This is a genomic window from Methylophaga sp. UBA2012 (genome assembly GCF_002335235.1).
GTDB lineage: Bacteria > Pseudomonadota > Gammaproteobacteria > Nitrosococcales > Methylophagaceae > Methylophaga > Methylophaga thalassica.
In genome coordinates this window covers 117,540-142,672 of sequence record NZ_DDCG01000014.1, presented here as the reverse complement: position 1 = coordinate 142,672, position 25,133 = coordinate 117,540, and the positions used below count along the sequence as shown (strand labels likewise).

The window sequence follows — 25,133 nt, the reverse complement described above, 5'->3', positions numbered from 1 at the left end:
GAAGACTATGCGTGCAGATAACACCATTATGCACCCGCTTCTTAAAGCGAGCACTTCCATTCTGCTCACACTTTTTTTGCTGGGCTGTGATAGTACAAATACACCGGCCCCACACTCACCCAAACAAAACAAAGCGACAGAATTAAGTAGTAAAAATATTAATGAATACGCCAATGAAATGGCCAACAGCTACATAAGCATTCAAGAACAACTACTTAAGCACTATCAGCAAGCTAAACAGTCCAACAATACTTATGACTTTATTCAGTACCGTAACCATAAATGGACACCTGAATATATGTCTATGAAGATAAGATACAGTCGGGATTTTGAACACAATAAAGCGTTTTTAGAAAAACAGCCAAGTGCCCCTTTGTTTGCTATCTATGAGAACCTGATTTACATCGGTCTGGATCTGAAAAATGGTCTGCTGGAAAATGACGAGACTCGTCAACAAACCGCCTTAGAAGAAGCCGAAAAAGATAAACAACAAGTGATTAGCCTCCAGCAACAACTTAAATAAGTTATTGCTGGGCGAGGTATTTAACTTTCTACTTTCTCTGAATAATCACACTCTTTCTGTGGGCAGACTTTTTCTGTGCCACGACTCTTCGTCGTTTTTAATGTAAGAATCGGCCAGTTACATTTTGGACATGGCTCTTTCAGTGGCTCGTTCCATAAAGCATAATCGCAATCAGGATATTCCGAACAGGAATAAAAGACTTTTCCTCGACGTGATTTGCGCGTCAGTATCTCACCTTTATGGCATTGTGGACATTCAACACCCGTGTTGGCAGGCTGTTCCAGTGATTCAATATGTTTGCACTTCGGATAGCTGGAGCAACCAATGAATTTCCCATAACGGCCAGTTCGTATCCATAAATCAGAGTCACATTTTGGACATTTTCTGCCCTCCACCACCTCAGGTTCATTATTGGTGGTTTCTTCGCCATCAATATTACGGGTGTAGTCACACTCAGGATAACCCGTACAGCCAATAAAACGCCCACTACGGCCGAGACGGCTGGAGAGTTTTTTACCGCATTTAGGACAGTCTTCATCTAGCAGTTCTTGCGTCACATCACTGCGTTGAACTTCTTTATCCTTAGTTTCGACTTGTTCTTTAAACGGTCCCCAGAACTTTCTCAGTAATGGCACCCACTCTTCTTCGCCTCTAGCCACCGCATCAAGTTCATCTTCCAACTCAGCGGTAAAGTTATAGTCGACGTACTTAGTAAAGTGATCAACAAGAAACTTACCCACCACACGACCCACGTCAGTCGGATGAAAACGTTTATTGATAATTTCAACGTATTCACGCTGAACAAGTGTAGAAATAATGCTCGCGTATGTTGATGGTCGGCCAATATCGTGCTCTTCCAGACTTCTGACCAGGCTGGCTTCACTATATCTGGGTGGTGGTTCAGTAAAATGCTGCTCAGGTCTGATCGCTTTTAATTCAATAACTTGACCGACTTCCATCGGAGGTAGCAGTTTTTCGTCTTTGTCGCTGGCGGCAGAATCATCTTTATCTTCCAGATACACACTCATAAAACCTGGATTTACTACCGTCGAACCATTTGCACGGAAAGTATTACCTTTACCACAAGCCAGATCGACAGCTACCGTATTCAAGGTGGCATGAATCATTTGACTCGCCATAGTACGTTGCCAGACAAGTGTATAAAGCTTTAACTGATCGGCAGAAAGATAAGCTTTCATATCTTCTGGCGTTCTAAGCACAGAAGTCGGACGTATCGCTTCATGCGCCTCTTGCGCGTTTTTTGATTTCGTTTTGTATTCTTGTGGTTTTGCAGGAACCATTTTCTGACCGTATTTTTCTGCAATGAATCCACGAATTTCATCTAAAGCTTCTTGAGCCAGGGTGACAGAGTCGGTACGCATATAGGTGATTAAACCAACCGCGCCCTCTCCGGTATCTACACCCTCGTATAACTGTTGAGCAATGCTCATAGTACGTTGTGCACCAAAACCCAGTTTGCGTGAGGCTTCTTGCTGTAATGTTGATGTGGTAAACGGCGCTGCAGGATTACGTTTGCGTTGTTTTTTCTCAACATTAGAAACCAGCAACTTACCTTGTGCTGCTTTCTCTAATGTCTTTACGACTTTCGCCGATTGCTTTTCATCCGTCACACTGAACTGACTGAGTTTCTCACCTTCGAAATAGGTCAGCTTGGCCTGGAAATCGTTTTTATCAGCACTCGCATCAGCTTCGATGCTCCAATACTCTTTCGCAACAAAAGCTTCTATTTCAAGCTCACGCTCAACGATCATTCTCAACGCTGGACTTTGTACCCTTCCTGCAGAAAGTCCGCGTCGAACCTTTTTCCAAAGCAGTGGAGACAGGGTAAAACCAACCAGATAATCCAAGGCGCGTCTGGCCTGCTGTGCATTAACAAGCGACATGGATAATTCACGAGGGTGGGCAACGGCGTCATTTACCGCTTGTTTGGTAATTTCGTGGAAAACGACACGGTGTGTCTCTTTGTCTTTCAGAGCGCCGCGCTTTTTCAATAACTCATACAGATGCCAGGAAATGGCTTCCCCTTCTCTATCAGGGTCAGTCGCGAGATAAAGGGCATCAGCTTTTTTCATCGCTTTTACAATCGCATCGACATGCTTGCTGTTACGGTCGATAACTTGGTATTTCATCTCAAAATCTTTGGCAGTATCAACCGCCCCTTCTTTTGGTAATAAATCACGCACATGACCATAAGAAGCTAAGACTTCAACATCTTTACCGAGATATTTTTTGATTGTTTTCGCCTTGGCTGGCGACTCAACGATGACTAGTTTTTTTCCCATTTTCCCCGATACCAAAAACCTACGCACATATAAACAAAGCCCGTTGAGACGGGCAATGTTGAAGTTTCTTATTCTATTTTTAGTCTAGTGAACGATGGCTTCCATGTCTTCAAAGACCAAGTCTTCCATCCAGGCAAAAGCGACTTCCCTTCCAGGCTGATAAAACAACACCATCAGCACAACCCACTTAAGCTGATCAAGGTCAATCTCTTCTGTATCCAGCGCCATCACTCGTTCGAGCACGATCTCCCGAGTTTCGACGTCTAAAACGCCCACTTGTTCCAGAAACAATAAATAACCTCGGCACTCCACATCCAACCGTTCCAGCTCATTGTCACTGAACACGCGCATTGTGGCGTGCCGTTTGAGAGGTTGATCAGCGGCCACGGTCATATTATCTAACCATTCCAGCGCTTTATGAATTTCTAATTCCTGAAAACCAACCTGCTCTAATTCAAGCTCTAACACTTCATTATCAGGTTTATTTCGTTCTTCCGTATCGATGTAGGTTTCAAATAGATATAACAACACATCAATGACATTTTCTTTCATCTGACTCTCTTTAATAAGCCTGGTTCAGGAACCCGTCCGAACATAACGGCTGCCGGGCAATGACTCAACCACGCCCTCTAGCTCAAGTAATAACAGCATGGATGAAACAGCATCAGCCGTCAATCCAGTATTTTCTATCAGGCTGTCTATGGCAACTGGGTCAAATCCAAGATGATTAAGCAACACTTGGTAGTCACCGTCTTTTTCATGTGTGGATTCTGTTTTGTCTTTAGTGTCTTCATGTTGAGTCTTGATTCCTGCCAGCGCACCCAACTCTTCAATAATATCCTGCGCCGTCTCTACCAGCTTTGCCCCATCCCGGATCAACTGATGACAGCCTCTGGATAGAGGATTATGAATCGAACCGGGAATAGCAAAAACCTCGCGTGACTGTTCCATTGCCATTCTGGCTGTGATCAGAGAACCACTTTTTAATGCAGCCTCAACCACCAGGGTTCCTAGCGATAATCCACTGATGATTCGGTTTCTTCTCGGGAATAGCTCTGGTCGTGGTGAAGTACCTAACGGAAACTCTGACACCATCGCACCGTTTTCTACAATATCGTAGGCTAGTTGACGATGCTGGGCAGGATAAACACGATCAAGACCTGTAGCAACAACCGCTATTGTTTTCCCCTTGCTCAGGGCACCCTTATGTGCGGCAGCGTCGATCCCCATTGCAAGCCCACTCGTCACCACTAAACCGCCCTCAGCCAGGTAGTGAGCAAAGTCATACGCCGTATTTCTGCCTGACGGCGATGGGTTTCGGCTGCCCACAATCGCAAGCTGCCAGTCGTTTAACAATGAAACATCACCTTGAACATAGAGTAAACAAGGTGGATCGGTAATTTCTTTGAGTAAACTTGGATAGCGTTCATCTTCAATGGTCAGAATGTAACGGTTATCTTGTTCCAACCAGAGCAAATCTTGCTCAACTTGTTGCCAGTCGGGATGGCGTAACTTCTCTACCAGTTCATCATTGAAGCCAGTTATTTGGCCTGGGTTATTTAATATGTATTGCGGATTACCATACTGTTGCAACAGTTTTTGATATGTTACCGGGCCAATCCCTGGCACTCGCTGTAGAGCAATCCAACAAGCTAATTCACTGTGCTTGTTAGCTATCATTCCGCTGAATAAGTCCTTTTATTGGGCGCTTTTCACTTTGTCATACACATGCATAGCACGGGTGGCTTTCATAACAATGGCATAACTGACTTTGTCGTATAGTTTGAATACCATAGCTTCACCAGCATGTTCATCAGGTAATGTCACCGTGTCCTTGCGATCAACTGACACTGAATCTTTTAACGTTTCCCCAGCTTGATAGACGGATAAAACATTTCCTGTTTGCAAGCCATCGCGCTTGCCTAAACTTAGAACAACAATCTGATATTGCCCTATTTGAGAAACACCATCAAAAACAGAAATGATACGTCCATCTAACGGCTTATCAGGGGCACGAGGAATGAAATTAAGATCAAAGTCGTCATCTTCGACTTTTAATAAGCGATCACCAATTTGAATTTCTCTGTTTGTGTAGGTCAAGCTGACTTTGGCCGGATCCCCCTGAGTCATTGTTTCAGCATCACCCAGATAGATTGCTTCGTATCCTAATACTTCGCCAGTGTCAGGATCTTTATATGCTTTGCCACCCTTGAAAAGACTATATGTATTACTATCCGAGTCTGTGATACCCCTTACGTAAACATAATCGCCCGCGCCTGAGATAAGACGTTCATCGGCACTGGCAACAACATAAGGTGCATCATTGAGTACTTCATCGCCCACTACGCGAGGTTTGGATAAAAATGGGCCAATTGCCGATAGCGGAATAGTCAGGATGGGTTTATCTAAAATCGTTTCACGGACTTCAGGGGACAGCTTCACACTACGCTTACCACGATTAATCTCAATGACCGGTTTGCCATCACGATAACTGAGAGATAATTCGTCACCAGGATAGATCAGGTGAGGATTTTCAATTTGCGGATTCACATACCAAATATCAGGCCAGTGCCACGGATATTTTAAGAACATGCCTGAAATATCCCATAAGGTATCGCCTTTTTTAACCGTATATCGTTGTGGATGGTCTGGATTAAGCTCCACTTCTTTGGCCAGCAGAGGGTTACTCAGCAAAACAAAAATTAAACTAATCGCTATGCGCTTTATCATCGAACCATCCTCATGGACCTTAATCTTGCCCCAATCCTGTAATGGGCAACTTTAAATAGTGTGTTATATGCGGTATGACTAATCAAGTATTGCTACCAGCGTCAAACTTAATCATTTTTAGACAACAAGTAAACTCCGGCAAGTAATTTGAGACTCAGCGCTGAAACTAGTCATTGAGTCTAACTGTCGCATTCAGCACAAGGATACCGGGAAAAAACTCAAAAAAATGTTAACAGGCTCGGTTTATGACGCCATAGCTGGTTTGCTTAGGTTTTGATTCACCGTCACCAATGACTAATCGGGATCAAGCAAAATTCATTATATTTTCAATAAGGCGCTGGCAGACTACAATATAAGGTTTGTAAAAGCAGTAAATCATCCTGACAGGTATTACTCATGGCCATTTTAAATATTCTCCATTTCCCCGATCCACGGCTGCGCAAAAAAGCTGAGCCCATAGAGGAAGTGACTGATGACATCCGTCAACTTGCCGACGACATGCTAGAAACGATGTATGATGCGCCAGGAATAGGTCTTGCCGCCAATCAGGTGAATGTACAAAAACGCCTGATAGTTATCGATATTTCTGAAGACAAATCAGAACCACTCATCCTTATCAACCCAGAAATACTTGATAAGCAAGGTGAACGAGAATATGAAGAAGGCTGCTTATCCGTGCCAGAGGCCTATGAAACCGTTGTGCGTGCTGACACAGTAACCATAAAAGCAGTGAACCGAGATGGTGAACCTTTTGAATTTTCTGCCGAAGGACTTCTGGCGACCTGTGTTCAACACGAAATTGATCACCTCGATGGTAAATTATTTGTTGATTATCTGAGTAACCTAAAACGCGAACGCATAAAAAAACGCTTAGAAAAACACCAAAAACAAAAACTATAAGGATCTTGGATGCGCATTATTTTCGCCGGTACTCCGGCTTTCGCCGCAGAAACACTGAAAGCTTTAATCAATACCGAGCATGAAATTTGCGCCGTTTATACTCAGCCTGATCGCCCCGCAGGTCGTGGACGTAAATTAACAGCCAGTCCTGTTAAACAACTCGCTCTCGAACATAATATTCCGGTAGAGCAGCCTGTTAACTTCAAAACCGATGACGCGATACAGACCCTAGCCGGCTACCAGGCGGATCTGATGATCGTTGTTGCTTATGGTTTATTGTTACCTCAAGTCGTTCTGGATACGCCCAAGCTTGGCTGCATCAATGTGCATGCCTCTCTACTTCCCCGCTGGCGTGGCGCAGCGCCTATCCAACGAGCTATCTTGGCCGGCGACGAAGAATCCGGTGTCTGCATCATGCAAATGGAAGCCGGCCTTGATACCGGCCCCGTTCTTTCTGAAGCGCGTTGTCCAATTACCGAAGAAGATACTGCCCAGGTACTTCATGATCGTCTCGCAATATTGGGCGCCACAACCTTAGTTGAAACTCTCAAGGATATTGAGCAACGCCAACGCAATGCCAAACCACAAAATGACGATCTGACAAGCTATGCCAGCAAATTAGATAAAAAAGAAGCCGATATTGACTGGCAACTTTCAGCTCAAGATATTCTTCGTAAAATCAATGCCTTTAACCCCTGGCCTGTAGCGCAGACGATCTGGCACGATGCTATTTTTCGTATATGGCGAGCACAATTAGTGAAAGAAGAAACACGGCAACCAGCAGGTCAAATTATTAAGGTCGATAAAGTCGGGATTGATGTTGCCACCGGCGACGGTGTTATTCGCATCACTGAGCTACAGTTACCCGGTAAACGTGCGATGTCTGTGCAGGATTTCCTTAATGCAAACACCATGAAAGTTGGCGATCATTTTGGCTAAGCCTAACCCCACTAAAGGTGCCCGAACGAATGCTGCACTCATTTTGAATGAAGTAGTCGTTCAGCAACGTTCTCTCAATACGGCCTTAGCTCAGTATTTGCCTCATGTTGATGAAAAAGATCGTGGTTTTTGTCAACAGCTTTGCTATAGCAGTTTGCGTCATTACCCGACTCTGCAATTTATCGTCCACCAGCTGATAAAAAAACCCTTTAAAGCTAAAGACAAAGATATTGAGCAACTATTAATACTCGGTATTTTACAGTTACGTTTTTTAAATACACCGGATCATGCCGCTATTTCTGAAACAGTGGATGCCAGTAAAAAACTGAAAAAAGTCTGGGCGGGTGGTTTATTAAATGCCTGCCTGAGAAACTATCTAAGACAACAAGAACAGATCGAACAGAAGCTGTTGGCAAATGACCCAGCTAATTACGGGCATCCAAGCTGGTTACTATCACAATACCAGCAAGACTGGCCTGAAAGCTGGCAAGATATTACCAACGCTAATAATAAACAGCCCCCGATGATGCTCCGGGTTAATCAGCAAAAAGTTTCACGTGAAGCATATCTTCAGCAGTTAAAGTCTGAACAGATTGCTGCCTCAATTATTGAAGCGACCGACCAGGGTATCTTGCTGGACCAACCTTGCGATGTATATAAACTACCGGGATTTGAAGAAGGTTGGGTTTCTGTGCAAGACGGCTCAGCCCAACTAGCCACAACGATTCTGAACATAACCCCCGGACAGCGCGTGTTAGATGCCTGTGCTGCGCCCGGCGGTAAGACATGCCATATTCTTGAAACCTCTCCTGAAAATGACGTCACAGCTATCGATATATCATCTGATCGCTTACTGCAAATTCAACAAAATACGGATCGGCTTGGTTTACACGCCACATTAGTTGCTGCCGATGCCGCAGACACCAACCATTGGTGGAACGGACAAGCGTTTGACCGCATCCTTATCGATGCACCCTGCACGGGTAGTGGTGTCATTCGCCGCCATCCGGACATAAAACTACTACGTCATCCAGAAGATATCGATACTTTGGCCAGTAAACAACAGGCTTTATTAGATAATTTGTGGCCACTGCTGAAAGCCGATGGTTTAATGGTTTACACTACCTGCTCTGCCTTTAAAAAAGAAAATGAGCAGCAAATTGAAGCGTTTCTACAACGACATCCAGATGCTGAAGAAGTCAAACTCTCTTCGACACCAGCGACAGCTAGGCCTTTCGGCTACCAGAGACTGCCTGGTGATGATGTTATGGACGGTTTTTATTATGCCTGCCTTCGCCGTAAGTAAGCGTCTATTCCTGTCTCTTTTCTTATGGTTGTTTATTCAAACATCAGCCAATGCCACTGTTTTTAGCGTCAATAACCCGGTTGTTCATCCCATTGGTAATGCCTATGTGCTGACGGCTCAAATTAATTACCCATTAACACCACGAGTGATTGAAGCCCTGCAAAATGGCGTACCCATTACCTTTTTGCAAGAGTTTCGGCTAATTGATGCTATGCCAATATTGGGCAGCTTCTGGCAATGGGAAACCACCTTATGGGAGAGCACTCTGAGCTATGAGCTTCGTTACCACGCATTATCAGAGCAATATATTGTGGAGTCACTCGATACTCATGAACAACAAAACTTCCCTAGTTTGAGTGGTGCTCTAAAAGCCTTGGGCGATATTAATGCGCTCTCGCTGCCACCAGAATATACCGAAGATACGGAAAATCTGATTCTGGAAATTCGCAGTGGATTGGATCTCAATGCCTTACCAACTCCAATGCGTCCTGGAGCCTTAATCTCTGACAAATGGCAACTCACCAGTCCATGGGTTCAAGCAGTATGGCTATAAGTCTTATCAAGCGACTTAGCTCAGGTACAGCACCATACTTCTCTCTCGCATTTTTACTGCTTGTTCTCGCCTATTTGCTAAGCGCAGCTACTCAAGATAGTTCACGGCTGAATGACCTCTTTCTGGTTATCTTTGGTATTGGTGTTGCCTGTCTATTATTACTGGTGGGCATTCTTGCTCGCAGCCTCTTTCGTTTATATCGCGACTTTAAAAAACATGAGGCGGGATCGCGGCTTACCGTCCGACTGGTTAGCCTGTTTGTTTTATTGATTTTAGTTGCGACATCGATTGTTTACGGCTTTTCGATCCACTTCCTGCATCGCGGTATTAACAGCTGGTTTGATGTCAAAGTAGAACAAGCACTGAATGATTCACTGGAGTTAAGCCGTACCGCTTTTGGTATCCGCATGCGAACCCTGCTGCGCCAAACCAGAATGATGGCTGGTGTTCTTAGTGAATTACCCGACAGCGAGCTATCACACAGCTTACGGGATTTAACGCAGTTGAGTGGCGCACTGGAGCTTAGTATCTGGGCCAGAGATGGGCAACCGATTGCGTCGAGTATTGAAAGTCCAACTATTATGGTACCGAACAGACCTAACGATACCATCATGCATCAGCTGCTTCAGGGTGAAGATTATATCGGCATGGACCCCTCAGAAAATGACAAGCTCCAACTGCGGGCCGCTGTCAGAATTCCACAAAAGTCTGTCTTAGCCGAAGAACGAATTCTCAATGTGTTGTTTCCGATCAATGATCATTTAAGTGAGCTCGGTAAAACCGTGCAAGATGCTTACTCGGATTACAAAGAGTTAAGTTATCTCAGAAAACCTTTAATTACCGTGTTCACACTGACCTTAAGCCTGATTGTGTTTTTAACCATTCTGGTGTCTATCTGGTTTGCTATCTGGATATCCCGACGTATCGTCGAGCCGCTACAAGAACTAGCGCAAGGTACACAAGCGGTGGCTTCCGGTAACTACAATATGCAACTGACGGCCTCAGGCCACGATGAAATTGGCTTCCTGGTTCGCTCGTTTAACCAGATGACACAAAGGCTAACCCATGCCCGCAATGCGTCACAGCGTAGTCATCGCTTATTGGAACAACAAACAAGTTACCTAACTACCGTCCTTGGCAGCTTATCCAGTGGCGTGGTCACCGTGGATAAACGCCTTTATCTGCATACAGCCAATAATGCCAGCAGCAAAATTCTCGGTGTTAAGCTCCAGCAACGTCTGGAAAGCCCTTTATCCAAGCTGGCTGAAATTAACAAAAACATGAAAACGTTCTGCGAAATGATCGAACGTTGCGCTGTCAAAGGTATTGCCTGGGAACAACAGGTAGAACTACAAAAACAAAACGGCAACCAAACCTTAATTTGCCATGGTACCGAATTACCCAATAATAGTGGCTGGGTTATCGTTTTTGAAGACATCACTACACTGCTACAAGCGCAGCGTAATGCCGCCTGGGGTGAAGTGGCACGGCGTCTGGCTCACGAAATAAAAAATCCTTTAACACCGATTCAGCTGTCAGCGGAACGTCTGCAACGAAAATACGCAGCGATTGTGCCCGAGGAGCAGGTCGAAGTCGTCGATAAACTCACCAATACCATCATTCAACAAGTTGAAGCGATGAAAGAAATGGTGAATGAATTCTCCGAGTATGCGCGCACACCAGCATTACAATTACAGTCCTATGATATCGGTCAACTGATTCGTGAAGTGCTCACCATGTATCAGAGTAATCCGAATCATCAGTTCACGCTGTTAAACAGCCCGGAAAGTGTGGCGGTCAAAATTGATGTCAATCGTTTTCGGCAAGTCATGCATAATTTATTGAAAAACGCTATCGAAGCCTGTGAGGACGCTCAACTTCCTGTCGATATCGTTATCAGTTACCATCCACTTACTCACCAACAACGTCGTTGGCTTGAAATTTCTGTTCGGGATTACGGTCCTGGCATCCCCTTTTCTATTATTGATAAATTATTCGAACCCTACGCCACGACGAAACATAAAGGCACCGGGCTTGGCTTAGCTATCGTTAAAAAAATGATTGAAGAACATGGTGGTGATGTCTGGGCGGAAAATCTGGATCCAGAAGGAACGAGTATAATTATAAGATTGCCATTGGAGGAGTCTCCGTCGTGAGTAATGACAACCCCCTGATTCTTGTTGTTGATGATGAGCCGGATATTCGCGAGCTAATCAAAGACATTCTGGAAGACGAAAACTATGAAGTCAGAATTGCTGCTGATGGGCAGGAAGCACAACAAATTTTTAACGAACAACAGCCTGATCTGATTCTGCTCGATATCTGGATGCCGGATATCGATGGTATTAGTCTGTTAAAAGAATTCAAACAACAAAATAAAAATGTCACTATCGTGATGATGTCCGGCCATGGCACGATAGAAACCGCCGTAGAAGCAACGCGGCTGGGCGCCAGTGATTTCATTGAGAAACCGCTGTCGACGGCCAAACTTCTGCGCGGTGTTGAGCAAGCCCTCGAAAATAGAGCAAAACAAGCCAGCATACAAAAAGAACTGGCACAGATTCCTGTGGGTAAAAGTCAGCAGATAAAATTATTGCGTGAACAAGTTGAACGCGTTGCGAAACACGAAATGCCTATTCTGCTGGTAGGTGAGCCTGGGGTGGGCAAACATTGTTTTTCGCATTATTTACATAGCCTGGGTCAATTCTCAAGCGGTAAATTTATTGAATTAAGCCCAGAAAGCTTTCCATTAGATAGCCTGAAGATTACCTCATTAGCTAAAAATAACTGTTTGTATATCCATGACTTGGCCTTGCTGAGTGATGAAGCTCAGGCACTGTTATTACACCTGTTGGAGACTCATAAATTACAGCAGTGTCAGCTGATTTGCGCTACACAATACTCCTTACAAAAAGCCGTCGATAACGGTGACTTTCTGGAGAGCCTGTTGTATCAACTCAATAGCATCACTCTGGTAGTACCACCACTTCGTGATCATATTGAAGATATTCCAGAGCTTGTTCATCACTTTGTTGACGTACAAACCACCCGCTCAGGTCTACCATACCGTCGTTTCACTGTTGCCGCACAAAACCGCCTCAGGAACCATGAATGGTCTGGCAATATTCTTGAATTGAAAAATGTCATCCAACGCTTATTAGTACTGGGGAATGGTGAAGATATTGATGTCGCAGATGTCGATCTTGCACTCGCCTCAGAAGCTGAAGCTATCGAAAATGGTGATGAAACTATTAACTTTGAATTACCTCTGCGTGAAGCCAGAGAACAATTCGAGCGCATTTACCTTTTACGTAAATTACAAGAAACAGACGGCAATGTAGGTAAAGCGGCTAAACTGGCTGGCATGGAAAGAACACATCTTTATCGAAAGCTTCGCTCTCTTGGTATAGACACCAAACAGATTTAGGAATCGACTATGAAAATTCTGATCCTCGGAGCCGGTCAAGTCGGCGCTTCTGTGGCGGCAACATTGGCTCGCGAAGACGATGATGTCACCCTTGTCGATACAGACAGCACCAACTTACTCAAACTACAGGATCATTACGATATTCGAACGATTCAGGGACAAGCCTCTCATCCCGATGTCTTGGCCCGGGCCGGCGCTGAAGATGCTGACTTGATTCTGGCAGTGACTAACAGTGATGAAACCAATATGGTGGCCTGTCAGATTTGTCATACGCTCTACAACACGCCCACCAAAATTGCCCGTATTCGCTCAACAGGCTACCTGTCGACGCCACAATTATTTGATAAAGAAAACCCTCAGGCGATTGCCATTGATATGCTCATCAGTCCTGAGCAAATCGTCACTGAATATATCCAGCGACTTATCAGCCATCCTAATGCTTTACAGGTATTAGATTTTGCTGAAGGTAAAGTGCAGCTTGTCGCTGTAAAAGCTTTTCATGGCGGTCTGTTGGTCGGGCATCCGCTGCGTGATTTACGCAAACATATTCCGAAAACAGAAACCCGGGTTGCCGCTATTTTCCGTGATGGTCACCCTATCACGCCCACCGGTGACACTACGATTCAGGCCGATGATGAAGTTTTTTTCATCGCCGCCACCAAAGACATTCGTGCTGTCATGGGCGAACTGCGTCGTCTGGAAAAACCCTATAAACGTATTATGCTGGCTGGTGGCGGTAATATCGGTGCCCGCCTGGCAAAAGCCTTAGAAAATGATTATCAAATCAAACTAATCGAAGCCAACCCCGATCGCGCTGAGTTCTTGTCAGAAGAGTTGAGTAACAGTATTGTGCTGTTAGGCGATGTCGCCAATGAAGAGCTGTTACTCGAAGAAGAAATCGATAAAGTCGATCTGTTTTGTGCCTTAACCAATGATGACGAGGCCAATATTCTCTCTGCGATGCTGGCAAAACGACTTGGTGCCAGTAAGGTTTTATCGCTGATTAACCGGGCAGCCTATGTGGATTTGGTAGAAAGTGGCAGTATTGATATTGCCTTATCACCACAGCAGGCGACTATTGGTAGTCTACTTGCCCATATTCGTCGTGGCGATATTGTCGCCGTACACTCCCTACGCCGTGGTGCTGCTGAAGCATTGGAAGCGATTGCTCATGGTGATAGCAGTTCTTCTGTCGTTGTCGGTCGACGCATTGATGAAATCGACTTACCACCAGGTACAACGATTGGGGCGATTGTGCGGGGTGAAGAAGTGATTATTGCTAAAGATGAGACCATTATTGAATCTGAAGACCACGTTATTTTATTTTTAGTGAATAAACGTTACATAAAAGAGGTCGAACGTTTATTCCAGGTTGGCTTTACCTTCTTTTAGGAGTGCTATGGAGTCTTCATTACAAAACCATTTTCTGATTGCGATGCCTGCTCTGGCCGATTCATTTTTTTATCGTTCGGTCATTTATCTCTGCGAACATGATAAAAATGGTGCTATGGGCCTGATTATTAACCGACCGACCCGTGTCATGTTAGAAGAACTCTTATCTCACCTTCATATTGAGAACCCCTCCGAAAGCATAAAAAACACACCGGTTTTATTTGGGGGACCGGTACAAAAAGGCCAGGGCATGGTGATACATGATCAGGCTCAGTCCCCCTGGAAATCGAGTCTGCAATTATCTGACGATGTTATCTTAACCACATCCACCGATATTCTTGAAGCTATTGGTACTGATGAAGGCCCATCTAATGCCCTGGTAACCCTGGGTTATGCCGGTTGGTCCGCAGGTCAGCTAGAAGAGGAACTCATGGAAAATAGCTGGCTAACTGTTCCAGCCAGTCATGAGTTATTATTTACCACACCAGCCGAACAGCGCTGGCAAGCAGCCGCTAAATCTATCGGTGTTGATATTAACCTGATGTCTAACTTTGCAGGCCACTCATGAGTGCAGCCAGGACCTTACTTGGTTTCGATTTCGGCATGAAAAATATCGGCATTGCCGTCGGTCAGGAATTAACGGCCACTGCTAACCCGCTGACCGCAATCAAGGCGCGTGATGGTATTCCGGACTGGTCGCAAATAGAAAAACTGCTGAAAGAGTGGCAACCCGATCTGCTTATCGTCGGTCTTCCCCTGAATATGGATGGGACCGAACAAGAAATGACGGCCGCCGCCAAACGGTTTGGAAATCGACTGAATGGTCGTTTTAATATTCCTGTGGAATGGCAAGATGAAAGACTGACAACATACGAAGCACTAGACCAAATGGGAATCCGCAGTAAAATGGACTCTCGTCAACGCAGTGACGTCGATCAGTTATCTGCACAACTCATACTTCAATCATGGCTGAACCAACAATGACCATCGCACTGACTCAAACTCAAGTTCAGAACCTGCTCAATGATATGGCAGCAGATATTCGCGAGAAATTCGCGGAAAAACAACCATTACTCGTCGGTATTCATACTGGTGGTGTATGGGTTGCCAAAGCTTTACAAGATATTCTGGGTAAGGATTTTTTCGACGCACCACTCGGCACCCTCAACATCGCCTATTATCGGGATGATTTCACCCGCATTGGCATGCACCCTCAGGTAACACCATCGGATTTGCCTTTTAGCGTAGATGGCCGTCATCTGATTCTGGTTGATGATGTGCTGCATAGTGGACGCACCACTCGTGCCGCCCTCAATGAGATTTTTGACTATGGCCGCCCAGCCAGTGTCACGCTGGTGGTTTTGGTTGACCGCAATGGGCGTGAACTGCCTATCCAGGCAGATATCATCGGAAAAACCGTTGAGGTCGCCAAAGGCCAACATATCAAACTCACTAATAGCTCAGGATTACAGTTGGAATATCGAAACAAAGGCAAGGCTGAATGAATAACAACCAATTGACGGAAAGCGGTCAGCTACGCCATTTCCTCACGATTGAAGGGCTAAAAAAGCCACTACTGACTGAAATTATGGACCGGGCAGAGCAATTTTCGGGCATCACCAATCGTCAGGTGAAAAAAGTCCCCATCCTGCGGGGGAAAACCATTGTTAATCTGTTTTTTGAGAACAGCACTCGTACCCGTTCTACCTTTGAACTGGCCGCAAAGCGTCTGTCAGCCGATGTCATGAATTTTAATATCAGTACCTCAGCTACATCAAAAGGTGAAAGTCTGCTCGATACCTTGCACAACCTTGAGTCGATGCACACAGACATGTTTGTTGTCAGACACAATCAAAGCGGTGCCGCTGAATTTATTGCTCAACATGTCTCACCTCATGTCAGCGTCATTAATGCGGGTGATGGCTGTCATGCTCATCCAACACAAGCCATGCTGGATATGTTTACCATTCGTCGCCATAAAAAAAGCTTCCCTGATCTGCGGGTGGCGATCGTCGGTGATATTTTGCACTCACGGGTGGCGCGTTCACAGATTCAAGCGTTATCAACACTCGGCGTTGGCGAAATTCGTGTTATTGGCCCCAAAACCTTACTGCCTGCGGACTGCCAGACGCTCGGCGTGCATGTGTATCACGATATGGAAGCAGGCTTAGAAGATGTTGACGTCATTATTATGCTGCGTCTGCAACTTGAACGTATGCAAGGGGCTTTAATCCCCAGCGCCAGAGAGTATTTCCACTGCTTTGGGCTAACAGACGACAAACTCAAACTCGCTAAACCAGATGCCATTGTAATGCACCCAGGCCCGATCAACCGAGGCGTCGAAATTGCCTCATCCGTGGCTGACGGCCCACAATCGGTCATATTAGAACAAGTCACTCATGGTATTGCTGTCAGAATGGCCGTGATGTCCATGGCTATGGGTGCACAATCAGAACAAAACGAGCTGCCAGCATGAAAATTCGTATAAAAAATGGCCGTGTTATCGATCCTGCAAGCCAGTTTGATGCCCGCCAGGATATCTATATCAGCGATGGAAAAGTCATCGCTATCGGCGAGCAACTAGACGGCTTTGAGGCTGATAAAACCATTGACGCAACCGGTTTAATCGTTTGCCCCGGGTTAATTGATCTCAGTGTCAGACTTCGTGAGCCGGGACAGGAACACACAGCCACTATCCTCACAGAAACCAAGGCAGCCGCCGCTGGTGGCATCACCACGGTCTGTGTACCGCCAGACACGGCACCGGTGATTGATAATCCCACTGTAGTTGAACTCATTGAGGATCGTGCTAAAAAATCCGGTCGCAGCATGGTATTGACCATGGGCGCAATGACGCAAAATTTGAACAGTGAATTATTAGCCGAGATGGCCAGACTAAAAGCCGCTGGTTGTGTCGGAATCAGTAATGGACTGTCTCCGATTAAAAATAGTGTCATCTTACAAAGAGCAATGGCTTATGCTGCCACACTCGATATGACGGTTTTTATCACGCCTGCCGATCCATGGTTACAAAGCCAGGGTTGTGTACATGAGGGAGCAGTTAGCTCACGACTTGGTTTAGGAGGCATTGCAGAAAGTGCTGAAACCATTGCTGTCAGTCGTGATTTGATCTTAATCGAACAAACCGGAGTGCGTGCTCACTTTCATAATTTATCCACAGCTAAAGCGGTTAAATTAATTCGTGATGCACAAAATAGAGGGTTACCGGTAACCGCCGATGTCAGTGCCCATCATTTACATTTATCCGAGCATGATCTGGGTAATTACGATGCGTTAAGCCATGTATTGCCGCCATTTCGCAGTATCCGCGACCGAGAGCAACTGCAACAAGGTGTCCGTGACGGTGTTATTTCAGCGATATCTTCCCATCATCAACCACTTGATAAAGACGACAAATTAGGCCCCTTCGCAGAAACAAAACCTGGTATTTCTGGTCTTGAAACCTTATTACCATTAACAATGAAGTTAGTAGAAGATGACGAGGTTAATTTGCACACTGCTTTAGCTGCTCTAACCTGTAACCCGGCAAACATTCTGGGTATCGACTCAGGACAGCTTAAAGTGGGGGCTACTGCAGATATCTGCTTAATTGATCCTGACTCTGAATATGAATGCCAACCGTTAAACTTTGTCAGTGCCGGTAAAAATAGTCCGTTTGAAGGCTGGTTATTTAACCACCAGGTCAGCCATACTTTATTTCATGGTCGCTTAGTTCATGAACGAGATTAAGAGTTAAAGGAAACAAGATGAAATCAATAAAAATGGCTTTATGCTGCGCCACGTTAATTACTGCATTTTTCATGATAACCGCCTGTAGCCCAGAAGTAGGCAGCGAAGACTGGTGCCAAATGATGAAAGATAAAGCCAAAGGCGACTGGACTGCCAACGAAGCCGCTGACTTCACTCGTTACTGTATTTTCCCAAGCAATGACAAATAAACTCTACGCGCTCGATTTTGATGGTGTTATCTGTGATAGCGCTATAGAAACTGGCATAGCAGGTTGGAAGGTTGCCCTGAAGGTATGGGCAGATATGCCAACTGAGATGCCTGATGATTTACTGGAAAAATTCCGGCAAGTGCGTCCAGTCATGGAAACAGGCTATGAAGCCGTGCTTATTATGCGACTGCTGTATGAAGGTATGTCTGCTGACACACTCATGTCTGCATTTCATCATCAAATTGAAGCGTTGATGATCCGCGATGATATGTTTGTCGATGAACTGAAAGAAGTTTTTGGCTCAACACGCGATGAGTGGATTAGGGACGACTTTGATAGCTGGATTGCTATGAACCCATTATTTGAAGGTATTGCTGAAAAACTTCGGACCATTCCAACGGATAATCTGGTGATTATCACTACAAAACAAGAACGCTTCGTTGATCATATTCTCAAAGCGAATCAGATTTCACTGCCAATTGCACAGGTTTATGGCCTGGACAGAAATATGAGCAAACAACAGGTCCTCAGCGATCTGCACGCCGAAAAACCGGATATGGAGATTGTTTTCATTGAGGATAGACTTCCTGCACTGATTAATGTCATCACTGAAGACGGTCTGGATGATATCAAGCTCTATCTGGCGAGTTGGGGCTACAACACCGCTTCAGATAAGGAAAGTGCAAATAATATCGACAGAATCTCTGTTATCCAACTCTCAGACATGGCACAACTTTGATACAAATTTAGTGCTGGTGAGGAACCTTATTATAGTGTTTGTGTGGCGTATCGTGATTTTCATCAAACCACTGCTGGGCTAACTGACTGGCTTGCTGTCTCTGATCTACACTTAACGCAGCCGCCACAGCTGAACGATAGTAATGGGCATCTTCATGTCCGCTAGAAGCGGCTAAATCAAACCACTTATAGGCTTCGAGAAGATTCTTCTGCTCACCATCACCACGCTGGTTCATCAACCCCAAATAAAACTGTGCATTTCGGTCCCATCCCTTCGCGGCAACATCAAACCAGTGTCTTGCCATTAAATTATCCTGACTGCCTCCAAGTCCTAGATAACTCATAAACCCCAACATAAATGCTGCCTCAACACTATTATTCTCTTGGGCTTTTAGAAACCAGCTTTTTGCCTGTACATGATCTAAAGCAGCACCATCCCCATCAAATAACATTTTTGCTACACGATATTGTGCATTCGGATAACCAGATTCTGCTGAGCGTTTAAACCAAGAATAAGCCTGTTTTGTGTCCTGCTTAACACCAGAACCACTTAAATAGAGAAGCCCAAGATTGAATTGTGCCTGACTATGTCCTTGTTCAGCGGCTTTTTCAAACCAGTCAGCGGCAGCTTTGAGATCTTTTTCGACACCTTGTCCATTCATCAACATGGCACCGACATTAAACTGAGCCACGGCACTGCCTCTTTCTGCAGATTTTTTAAAAAGTTCAAAGGCTTTCTTTTGATCTCTCTTTACGTCTGGCTCATTCCCAGTGTAGTAAAGCATTCCCAACGCATAAGCCGCTTCATCATGGCCTTTTTGCGCGGCGATATCTAACCAGCTCATTGCAGAATCGTAATCTGGCTGGCCCAGCTTTCCTGATAGCAGTAACGCCCCGAGATTATATTGGGCTTCAATATTTCCCTGCTTGGCAGCAGCTAACCAGTTCTGCTGGGCAGCCTGATAATCGCCTTTTTGCGCTGCATCCATGCCTTCGGAAAAACTATCAGCATGAACAGCAACGAAAATATTAGAAATGACAAGAATCACTTTTAAAAAAAACAAAAATATTTGTTTCAAATTTTATCCTTTTGAACCGATAAATATAGACATAAAAATCTAATGAGCAATGCTGAGAAACCTTAACGAAAATATAAACTATCTCACATTAGATCATGTGTTTTTTACAAAAACATACATATAATATTTCCCAATCTCAACAAAATCTATTGGACGAGATTTGGTAACGGAGCGGCACCATGGTCAAATTTTTTTTACGTTTTACGTTCTTTTTTCTTCTTATAGTTTCATTTTCAGCTAATGCTGGTCATTTATTTAGCCAGGCAAGCTCAAACACCTCAATAAATCTCAGTGCTGGTAAAGGGACTCAAATCACTCAGCAGTCTTATGAGTCAAGTAATAATAACGGTTATGTCACTCTTGATTTTAATGATGAATCAATTACAGGAAATGCAGACAATGACTGGTCCGCAGGGGATGCCATTCAGATAACCATTGGTTCATGGACACAGACTTATACCTACGATACAGCGGGTTCAGACTCTGATTTGACAGGCGTAAGTCAGGATGGTGGTAACTTTGACGCCACTGATGCAACACTTATTGCGGCCAATATTACACCGGGTGATGGTGATAAATGGACTGTAATTGCTGTTTCAGGGAAATTTACCTTCAGTGGTTACAGGATATTTGTGAACGGTAAAACCTTCAATGGCACGGGAGCTGGGGTTATTAATCAATCCACGGTTGTTGATGCCTCATCAATTGGAGGAAGTGGATTCAAATCCACCGCTGCACCCAATCAAAAAACAGGCGTTGGTAGTCACTTAGATAACATAAGCGGCAATGTTGGTGGAAAGCTGGATGCCTTTATAACGATGCTTTCAGAACAATCTACAGAAACCCAACAAGAAGTTTTAAAAAGCATCTCTCCAGAACAAAGTCAGGCATTAGGTCAATCTGTTAATAATACGGTTTCCGGAAGTTTCGACACCGTTCAGGTGCGCCTTGATTCACTTAGAATGGGGGGTACCGATGTTCAAAATGTAAACCACTCCTCAGGCCTGTCCTCTGGTGGTGTTCTTGATGGCATATTAGAGCGTCATGCTTGGGTCAAAGCGCTTGGTGGGAAATCTAAACAAGATAGTGAAGATGGGTTTGCCGGCGCAGACTCGCGTTATCACGGTGTGATGGGTGGCATGGACTTTACCAATAGCTCAGATCTCACCCTAGGAGCGGCGTTTGCTTATGCTCGTACCGATGTCAATATGAATGATTATCGTGATGGTGATGGCGCCGATATTGACACCTATCAATTAACAGCCTACTTCAATCAATCTTTTGAACGTTTTTATGTAGAAGGTATGCTGACTTACGCCTATCAGAACTACGAAACCAAACGAAATACTCATGTTATTGGCGTAGCCAAAGGTGACTTTGATGGTGATATGTTTGCTGCAAGACTGGTGTCAGGTATGCCACTCTATCTTGAGCAGTTTACTGTCACGCCTTTTTTTGGTGTTGAAGCTTACCACACCAGACAGAGAGGCTATACGGAGAAAGGGGCTGACTACCTTTCTATGCATATAAACAGTAATGAGTCTAATCGCTTCCGTTCACTTGTGGGTACAAAAGTGAGCAAAGAGTTTGAATTATCCGACGGCAGTATCTTAACGCCGACACTACAAGTAAGCTGGCGTCATGAATTTAAAGAAGATGGCATCACAACTACATCATCATTCTTGGGTGGTGGTGGTCAGTTTGAGAGTGTTGGTCAAAATGTCGATCGTAATACTGGCAGTATTAGTGGCCGGGTTAACTGGGCAAAAACAGATAGCCTGTCACTGGGTGTTGAGCTAGGTGCAGAAGCCTCTTCCGGTTATCGTGCCTATAATGGTCAGCTCTATGCTGACTGGACTTTCTAATCAGAAAACAGTAATGATAAAGGCACCTTAATGGTGCCTTTTTCGTTTATAGCGTGTACTAAATACAGATATGAAACGCCGAGATATAATAAAAAGTGGGGTTGGTTTGGGGTTATTTTTACCCTACTTCTATTTACCAACAGCTTTGGCTAACTTGTTATCTTTTCAGCAAACACGCACCCTTGTAGCCTTCATCGACGCATTAATTCCGGCTGATATAACACCTTCCGCTTCACAACTAAAACTTCATCAAACCTTGTTACTTCACGCTAAAGAAATAAAAAACTATCCTGATCTGATTCAGCTTGGTTGTCAGTGGTTAGATAACCAAGCTGACCTCATCAATCAACAGCCGTTTCTTCGTCTTAGTGTTGAACAACAAAACCTTATTATAAAAAAAGCAGCAAACAGTGATGAGCTGAGTATCCCTGCACAATTTTTTACTCACATTAGGCAGGATCTGTTTCGTTTTTACTATGCTAATCCAGCCAGCTGGTCAGGATTAGACATTTCACCACCACAACCGACCGGCTATTTAAGCTACTTCAGACCGTTACTTAATGAATAACGCCACACCTTATTATGATGCCGTCATCGTTGGCTCCGGGGCTGGCGGAGGTACTGCTGCCTGGTATTTAAGTCATCATGGCTGGAAAGTGCTTGTAATTGAAGCTGGACCATATTTCCACCCTGAAAATGATTATTTAGCTGCCACTAGCCAGTGGGAGTCACCCTTCCCACAAAAAAAACTTAGCCAGGGAAATTATAGCTATGCGGAGATGCAATTACTTTCTGAAAAGAATGATGATCTGCGTTCATGGAATCATATTCAAGGGAAATTAAACAAAACGGATCGTCGTATCCCATTTGGCTATCAGCATGTCCAAGGGGTTGGTGGTAGCTCACTTCATTTTAGTGGTGAAGCACACCGTCTGAACCCTCGATCAATGAACATGTTTTCAGAATTCAGACTCTCGGCTGACTGGCCAGTTTCATACAAGGAACTAGAACCCTTCTATAATCAAGCTGAGCAACTGGTTGGTGTGGCAGGTTCGACCACCGATAACTCACGTCCTCGTTCCCAACCTTATCCACAAAGCCCTCATAAACAGAGCTATAGCAGTCAGCTTTTAAAAAAAGCCTTTTCAGAAAAAAATCTGAATCTGATAGAAAACAGTGTCGCGATTCTTAGCGCCAATAAACAAGACCGACCAGAGTGCAATTATTGCAACTGCTGCCTCAAAGGTTGCCCACGCGCTGACAAAGGCAGTATTGATGTGACATATATACGAATGGCAAAGGCAACCGGACGCTGTGATATAAAAACCGGCTGCTACGTCACACAAATTGAGGCTGATAAAAACGATAAAGTAAAAGGTATTTACTATATCGACAATGATGGCGTTGAACACTTCATTTCAACACCACATCTTATTCTTGCTGCTGGTGCTATAGAAACTCCCAGATTATTACTAGCATCTGGAACCAAGGACGCAAAAGGTCTTGCCAATGAATCCGGCCAAGTTGGAAAAAACTTCATGGAAACCATTTTATGGACATCAAATGCCATTTTAGATGCTCCACTTGGCAGTCATCGTGGCCTGGCTGTCGATAGTATTTGCTGGGACTATAATCAGCCTGACAGTATTCCGGGCATTATTGGGGGCTGTCGTTTTTCGCCTTCTGTAGCTGAATCAGATCTTATTGGTCCAATTAACTATGCTCAACGAGTAGTTGCAGGCTGGGGACTAGAACACAAACAACAGATGAGAAAACAGTTCGGTCAGGTATTATCGCTGAGTGGTATAGCTGAAAGTCACACACACCCCAAAAGTTTTATCGATCTCGATCCAAGTATCAAAACCAGACATAAACAACCAGCAGCAAGGATTCACAGTTATATTGATAAGATGACCACCAAGCGTATACGGTTTATGGCAGAGATATGCAGAGACATCCTAAAACATGCTGGAACCACGGATATTTTTGAAGAATTTAGTTGCTACGATATTTTTAGTAGCTCTCATGTGTTTGGCACCTGCCGGATGGGTAATGACCCAGAGCAGTCTGTCGTCAATCAATGGTGTCAAAGTCATCGCTGGAACAACTTATATATTGTTGATGGTAGCGTGTTTCCAAGTTCAGGCGGTGGTGAGTCACCCGGTCTTACTATTCAAGCAATAACCTTACGAGCAATGAAAAAACTACATGAAACCAAAAAAAGCACTTCGCGCTAATCGGTCCGGTTATATACTGTCTGAAAGCCTCGATTTTTGGATGACAGGCGGTGTATCCATTGTTGTGATGTTTTTATTGTTGGTCTATATCTTTTTTACTGGCGTCCCACAATCTACAGCTAACATTACCAGCATCTTAGGCACTGCCATTGTGCTACAGCTACTCATTAACTGGCCCCATTTCATGGGTGCTTATCGACTTATTTATACTCCAAAAAGTAATATAAAACGCTACAAGTCAGCCACTATTTATATCCCATCAGTACTTTTATTAATCTTAATAGTTGGGTTAGTCACCAGTGAGCCAACCGAAGGAACCGTATCGCTATTTTCTGTGAATCAGGATGTCACCTATTTTTGCTGGCTCGTTGCTGCCTTCTATCTTGCTTGGCATTACACCGGACAGGCTTGGGGGATGATAGCGACTTACAGCAAATTGAGTCAGTTGACGCTGAAAAAAAGTGAACGGCTTACACTTCGTTTAGGGCTAAGAACCTTGCTTGCATGGCATGTAATATGGGGAGCTCAGGATCTACCTGCAGAATGGTTTGGTGGTGTTTTACATGCCAATATTGATATGTTGCTGAGCTTGGTCAATATCGCTGCTTGTCTTGCCTTTTTTGCCTCATCGATGGTGTGGTATGGCGTTTACCTTCGAACAAAGCGAATTCCAGATAAACGTATACTCGTCTCGTGGTTATCGATTTATTTATGGTATTTCGTATTATTTTTTATGCCAGAAGCATACTTGTTGGTACAAGCATCTCACGCATTACAGTATCTACCGTTTCCAATGCGTGTTGAGTTAAACCGTCGACAAGCAAATTTAGGTGATATCAAACAATTTGCATTAAAAGCCTGGGCTATAAAATATTACGTATTGCTGCTCAGTGCCGGTATCGTCTTTTTTTACTTTCCGGAATTTATCTCTATCGAAAACCAACAATTTACATTTGCAGTATTGGTTTCAAGCTTGATAAATATTCATCATTATTTTGTTGATAGCTGTATCTGGCGGATTAGCAATGCAGAAGTCAGGCGTGAACTTTTCGCTCATTTAGAAACAAAAAATGTGAAATAAACTGGGGGAAAATAGGTAAGGAATAATGGCGGAGCGGACGGGACTCGAACCCGCGACCCCCGGCGTGACAGGCCGGTATTCTAACCAACTGAACTACCGCT

At 44.4% G+C, this 25,133-nt stretch carries 24 protein-coding genes; 19 read left to right on the top strand and 5 right to left on the bottom strand.

All coding sequences use genetic code 11. The annotated features are described in order from the left end of the window. Positions 1-7: 7 nt before the first annotated feature. Entirely contained in the window at positions 8-523 is a 516-nt protein-coding gene (locus tag B2248_RS11330) for a hypothetical protein (RefSeq protein WP_273179293.1), read from the top strand. A gap of 20 nt (positions 524-543) precedes the next feature. Here B2248_RS11330 and topA read toward each other — a convergent pair whose 3' ends face one another. The 4 genes from topA to B2248_RS11310 all read right to left on the bottom strand — a co-directional run bounded on the left by topA (position 544) and on the right by B2248_RS11310 (position 5,556). Beyond that, positions 544-2,826: a type I DNA topoisomerase gene (gene topA, locus B2248_RS11325; RefSeq protein WP_273179291.1), complete on the bottom strand. Its 2,283-nt coding sequence runs from the start codon at positions 2,824-2,826 to the stop codon at positions 544-546. A gap of 84 nt (positions 2,827-2,910) precedes the next feature. Further along, positions 2,911-3,378: a DUF494 family protein gene (locus B2248_RS11320; RefSeq protein ID WP_007144188.1), complete on the bottom strand. Its 468-nt coding sequence runs from the start codon at positions 3,376-3,378 to the stop codon at positions 2,911-2,913. A 24-nt stretch (positions 3,379-3,402) separates the two neighbouring features. Then, entirely contained in the window at positions 3,403-4,506 is a 1,104-nt protein-coding gene (gene dprA, locus B2248_RS11315; RefSeq protein WP_273179290.1) for a DNA-processing protein DprA, read from the bottom strand. 18 nt (positions 4,507-4,524) lie between these two features. Further along, positions 4,525-5,556: a LysM peptidoglycan-binding domain-containing protein gene (locus tag B2248_RS11310; RefSeq protein ID WP_273179288.1), complete on the bottom strand. Its 1,032-nt coding sequence runs from the start codon at positions 5,554-5,556 to the stop codon at positions 4,525-4,527. A gap of 396 nt (positions 5,557-5,952) precedes the next feature. Between B2248_RS11310 and def the strand changes: the two genes are divergently transcribed. Genes def through B2248_RS11240 form a run of 14 tightly spaced genes read left to right on the top strand, consistent with a single transcriptional unit; the run spans position 5,953 to position 18,771 of the window. Further along, positions 5,953-6,456: a peptide deformylase gene (gene def / locus B2248_RS11305; RefSeq protein ID WP_007144191.1), complete on the top strand. Its 504-nt coding sequence runs from the start codon at positions 5,953-5,955 to the stop codon at positions 6,454-6,456. 9 nt (positions 6,457-6,465) lie between these two features. Next, positions 6,466-7,395 (top strand): methionyl-tRNA formyltransferase, encoded by a 930-nt coding sequence (fmt, locus tag B2248_RS11300; protein WP_273179286.1) that lies wholly within the window; start codon positions 6,466-6,468, stop codon positions 7,393-7,395. Then, positions 7,388-8,701 (top strand): 16S rRNA (cytosine(967)-C(5))-methyltransferase RsmB, encoded by a 1,314-nt coding sequence (gene rsmB / locus B2248_RS11295; protein ID WP_273179284.1) that lies wholly within the window; start codon positions 7,388-7,390, stop codon positions 8,699-8,701. Before fmt ends, rsmB begins: the two co-directional genes overlap by 8 nt. After that, the gene (locus B2248_RS11290) at positions 8,679-9,254 is read left to right on the top strand and encodes a DUF4390 domain-containing protein (protein ID WP_237701185.1); all 576 of its coding nucleotides are present in this window, start codon (positions 8,679-8,681) and stop codon (positions 9,252-9,254) included. Before rsmB ends, B2248_RS11290 begins: the two co-directional genes overlap by 23 nt. Next, positions 9,245-11,410 carry a sensor histidine kinase gene (locus B2248_RS11285; protein ID WP_040576319.1) on the top strand — a complete coding sequence of 722 codons (2,166 nt, stop codon included), beginning with the start codon at positions 9,245-9,247 and terminating at the stop codon, positions 11,408-11,410. Before B2248_RS11290 ends, B2248_RS11285 begins: the two co-directional genes overlap by 10 nt. Beyond that, positions 11,407-12,681: a sigma-54-dependent transcriptional regulator gene (locus B2248_RS11280; RefSeq protein WP_273179281.1), complete on the top strand. Its 1,275-nt coding sequence runs from the start codon at positions 11,407-11,409 to the stop codon at positions 12,679-12,681. The genes B2248_RS11285 and B2248_RS11280 overlap by 4 nt, the downstream gene beginning before the upstream one ends. A 9-nt stretch (positions 12,682-12,690) precedes the next feature. After that, complete coding sequence (gene trkA / locus B2248_RS11275; RefSeq protein WP_007144197.1) at positions 12,691-14,073, top strand: Trk system potassium transporter TrkA; 1,383 nt, start codon at positions 12,691-12,693, stop codon at positions 14,071-14,073. A 7-nt stretch (positions 14,074-14,080) separates the two neighbouring features. After that, positions 14,081-14,641, top strand: coding sequence for a YqgE/AlgH family protein (locus tag B2248_RS11270; protein ID WP_007144198.1), 561 nt, complete (start codon positions 14,081-14,083; stop codon positions 14,639-14,641). Further along, positions 14,638-15,057, top strand: coding sequence for a Holliday junction resolvase RuvX (gene ruvX / locus B2248_RS11265; RefSeq protein WP_007144199.1), 420 nt, complete (start codon positions 14,638-14,640; stop codon positions 15,055-15,057). The genes B2248_RS11270 and ruvX overlap by 4 nt, the downstream gene beginning before the upstream one ends. Then, positions 15,054-15,578, top strand: a complete 525-nt coding sequence (gene pyrR / locus B2248_RS11260; RefSeq protein ID WP_007144200.1) for a bifunctional pyr operon transcriptional regulator/uracil phosphoribosyltransferase PyrR — start codon at positions 15,054-15,056, stop codon at positions 15,576-15,578. The genes ruvX and pyrR overlap by 4 nt, the downstream gene beginning before the upstream one ends. Then, complete coding sequence (locus tag B2248_RS11255; RefSeq protein WP_007144201.1) at positions 15,575-16,549, top strand: aspartate carbamoyltransferase catalytic subunit; 975 nt, start codon at positions 15,575-15,577, stop codon at positions 16,547-16,549. Before pyrR ends, B2248_RS11255 begins: the two co-directional genes overlap by 4 nt. Then, the gene (locus tag B2248_RS11250; RefSeq protein ID WP_273179277.1) at positions 16,546-17,823 is read left to right on the top strand and encodes a dihydroorotase; all 1,278 of its coding nucleotides are present in this window, start codon (positions 16,546-16,548) and stop codon (positions 17,821-17,823) included. Before B2248_RS11255 ends, B2248_RS11250 begins: the two co-directional genes overlap by 4 nt. 17 nt (positions 17,824-17,840) lie before the next feature. After that, entirely contained in the window at positions 17,841-18,032 is a 192-nt protein-coding gene (locus tag B2248_RS11245; protein WP_273179274.1) for a DUF3012 domain-containing protein, read from the top strand. Further along, entirely contained in the window at positions 18,022-18,771 is a 750-nt protein-coding gene (locus B2248_RS11240; RefSeq protein ID WP_273179272.1) for an HAD family hydrolase, read from the top strand. Before B2248_RS11245 ends, B2248_RS11240 begins: the two co-directional genes overlap by 11 nt. 7 nt (positions 18,772-18,778) lie before the next feature. On the opposite strand, the gene B2248_RS11235 is transcribed toward B2248_RS11240, so the two are convergent. Beyond that, positions 18,779-19,849 (bottom strand): SEL1-like repeat protein, encoded by a 1,071-nt coding sequence (locus B2248_RS11235; RefSeq protein ID WP_273179269.1) that lies wholly within the window; start codon positions 19,847-19,849, stop codon positions 18,779-18,781. A 179-nt stretch (positions 19,850-20,028) separates the two neighbouring features. Here B2248_RS11235 and B2248_RS11230 point away from each other — a divergent pair, with 179 nt between their 5' ends. The 4 genes from B2248_RS11230 to B2248_RS11215 all read left to right on the top strand — a co-directional run bounded on the left by B2248_RS11230 (position 20,029) and on the right by B2248_RS11215 (position 25,032). After that, complete coding sequence (locus tag B2248_RS11230; RefSeq protein WP_273179267.1) at positions 20,029-21,714, top strand: autotransporter outer membrane beta-barrel domain-containing protein; 1,686 nt, start codon at positions 20,029-20,031, stop codon at positions 21,712-21,714. Between the two features lie 106 nt (positions 21,715-21,820). Continuing rightward, positions 21,821-22,282 (top strand): gluconate 2-dehydrogenase subunit 3 family protein, encoded by a 462-nt coding sequence (locus B2248_RS11225; protein WP_273179265.1) that lies wholly within the window; start codon positions 21,821-21,823, stop codon positions 22,280-22,282. Next, a complete protein-coding gene (locus B2248_RS11220; RefSeq protein ID WP_273179263.1) occupies positions 22,275-23,951 on the top strand; it encodes a GMC oxidoreductase in 1,677 nt (558 codons plus the stop codon). Before B2248_RS11225 ends, B2248_RS11220 begins: the two co-directional genes overlap by 8 nt. Beyond that, on the top strand, positions 23,923-25,032 hold the full coding sequence (locus B2248_RS11215; protein WP_273179262.1) for a hypothetical protein: 1,110 nt from the start codon (positions 23,923-23,925) through the stop codon (positions 25,030-25,032). The genes B2248_RS11220 and B2248_RS11215 overlap by 29 nt, the downstream gene beginning before the upstream one ends. Positions 25,033-25,133: the final 101 nt, after the last annotated feature.

What these genes read in the sequence shown, in the direction of transcription:
- B2248_RS11330 (WP_273179293.1), top strand. Translation starts at nt 8, where the DNA reads ATGCGTGCAGATAACACCATTATGCACCCGCTTCTTAAAGCGAGCACT.
- topA (WP_273179291.1), bottom strand. Translation starts at nt 2,826, where the DNA reads ATGGGAAAAAAACTAGTCATCGTTGAGTCGCCAGCCAAGGCGAAAACA.
- B2248_RS11320 (WP_007144188.1), bottom strand. Translation starts at nt 3,378, where the DNA reads ATGAAAGAAAATGTCATTGATGTGTTGTTATATCTATTTGAAACCTAC.
- dprA (WP_273179290.1), bottom strand. Translation starts at nt 4,506, where the DNA reads ATGATAGCTAACAAGCACAGTGAATTAGCTTGTTGGATTGCTCTACAG.
- B2248_RS11310 (WP_273179288.1), bottom strand. Translation starts at nt 5,556, where the DNA reads ATGATAAAGCGCATAGCGATTAGTTTAATTTTTGTTTTGCTGAGTAAC.
- def (WP_007144191.1), top strand. Translation starts at nt 5,953, where the DNA reads ATGGCCATTTTAAATATTCTCCATTTCCCCGATCCACGGCTGCGCAAA.
- fmt (WP_273179286.1), top strand. Translation starts at nt 6,466, where the DNA reads ATGCGCATTATTTTCGCCGGTACTCCGGCTTTCGCCGCAGAAACACTG.
- B2248_RS11290 (WP_237701185.1), top strand. Translation starts at nt 8,679, where the DNA reads ATGCCTGCCTTCGCCGTAAGTAAGCGTCTATTCCTGTCTCTTTTCTTA.
- B2248_RS11285 (WP_040576319.1), top strand. Translation starts at nt 9,245, where the DNA reads ATGGCTATAAGTCTTATCAAGCGACTTAGCTCAGGTACAGCACCATAC.
- trkA (WP_007144197.1), top strand. Translation starts at nt 12,691, where the DNA reads ATGAAAATTCTGATCCTCGGAGCCGGTCAAGTCGGCGCTTCTGTGGCG.
- B2248_RS11270 (WP_007144198.1), top strand. Translation starts at nt 14,081, where the DNA reads ATGGAGTCTTCATTACAAAACCATTTTCTGATTGCGATGCCTGCTCTG.
- ruvX (WP_007144199.1), top strand. Translation starts at nt 14,638, where the DNA reads ATGAGTGCAGCCAGGACCTTACTTGGTTTCGATTTCGGCATGAAAAAT.
- pyrR (WP_007144200.1), top strand. Translation starts at nt 15,054, where the DNA reads ATGACCATCGCACTGACTCAAACTCAAGTTCAGAACCTGCTCAATGAT.
- B2248_RS11255 (WP_007144201.1), top strand. Translation starts at nt 15,575, where the DNA reads ATGAATAACAACCAATTGACGGAAAGCGGTCAGCTACGCCATTTCCTC.
- B2248_RS11250 (WP_273179277.1), top strand. Translation starts at nt 16,546, where the DNA reads ATGAAAATTCGTATAAAAAATGGCCGTGTTATCGATCCTGCAAGCCAG.
- B2248_RS11245 (WP_273179274.1), top strand. Translation starts at nt 17,841, where the DNA reads ATGAAATCAATAAAAATGGCTTTATGCTGCGCCACGTTAATTACTGCA.
- B2248_RS11240 (WP_273179272.1), top strand. Translation starts at nt 18,022, where the DNA reads ATGACAAATAAACTCTACGCGCTCGATTTTGATGGTGTTATCTGTGAT.
- B2248_RS11230 (WP_273179267.1), top strand. Translation starts at nt 20,029, where the DNA reads ATGGTCAAATTTTTTTTACGTTTTACGTTCTTTTTTCTTCTTATAGTT.
- B2248_RS11220 (WP_273179263.1), top strand. Translation starts at nt 22,275, where the DNA reads ATGAATAACGCCACACCTTATTATGATGCCGTCATCGTTGGCTCCGGG.
- B2248_RS11215 (WP_273179262.1), top strand. Translation starts at nt 23,923, where the DNA reads ATGAAACCAAAAAAAGCACTTCGCGCTAATCGGTCCGGTTATATACTG.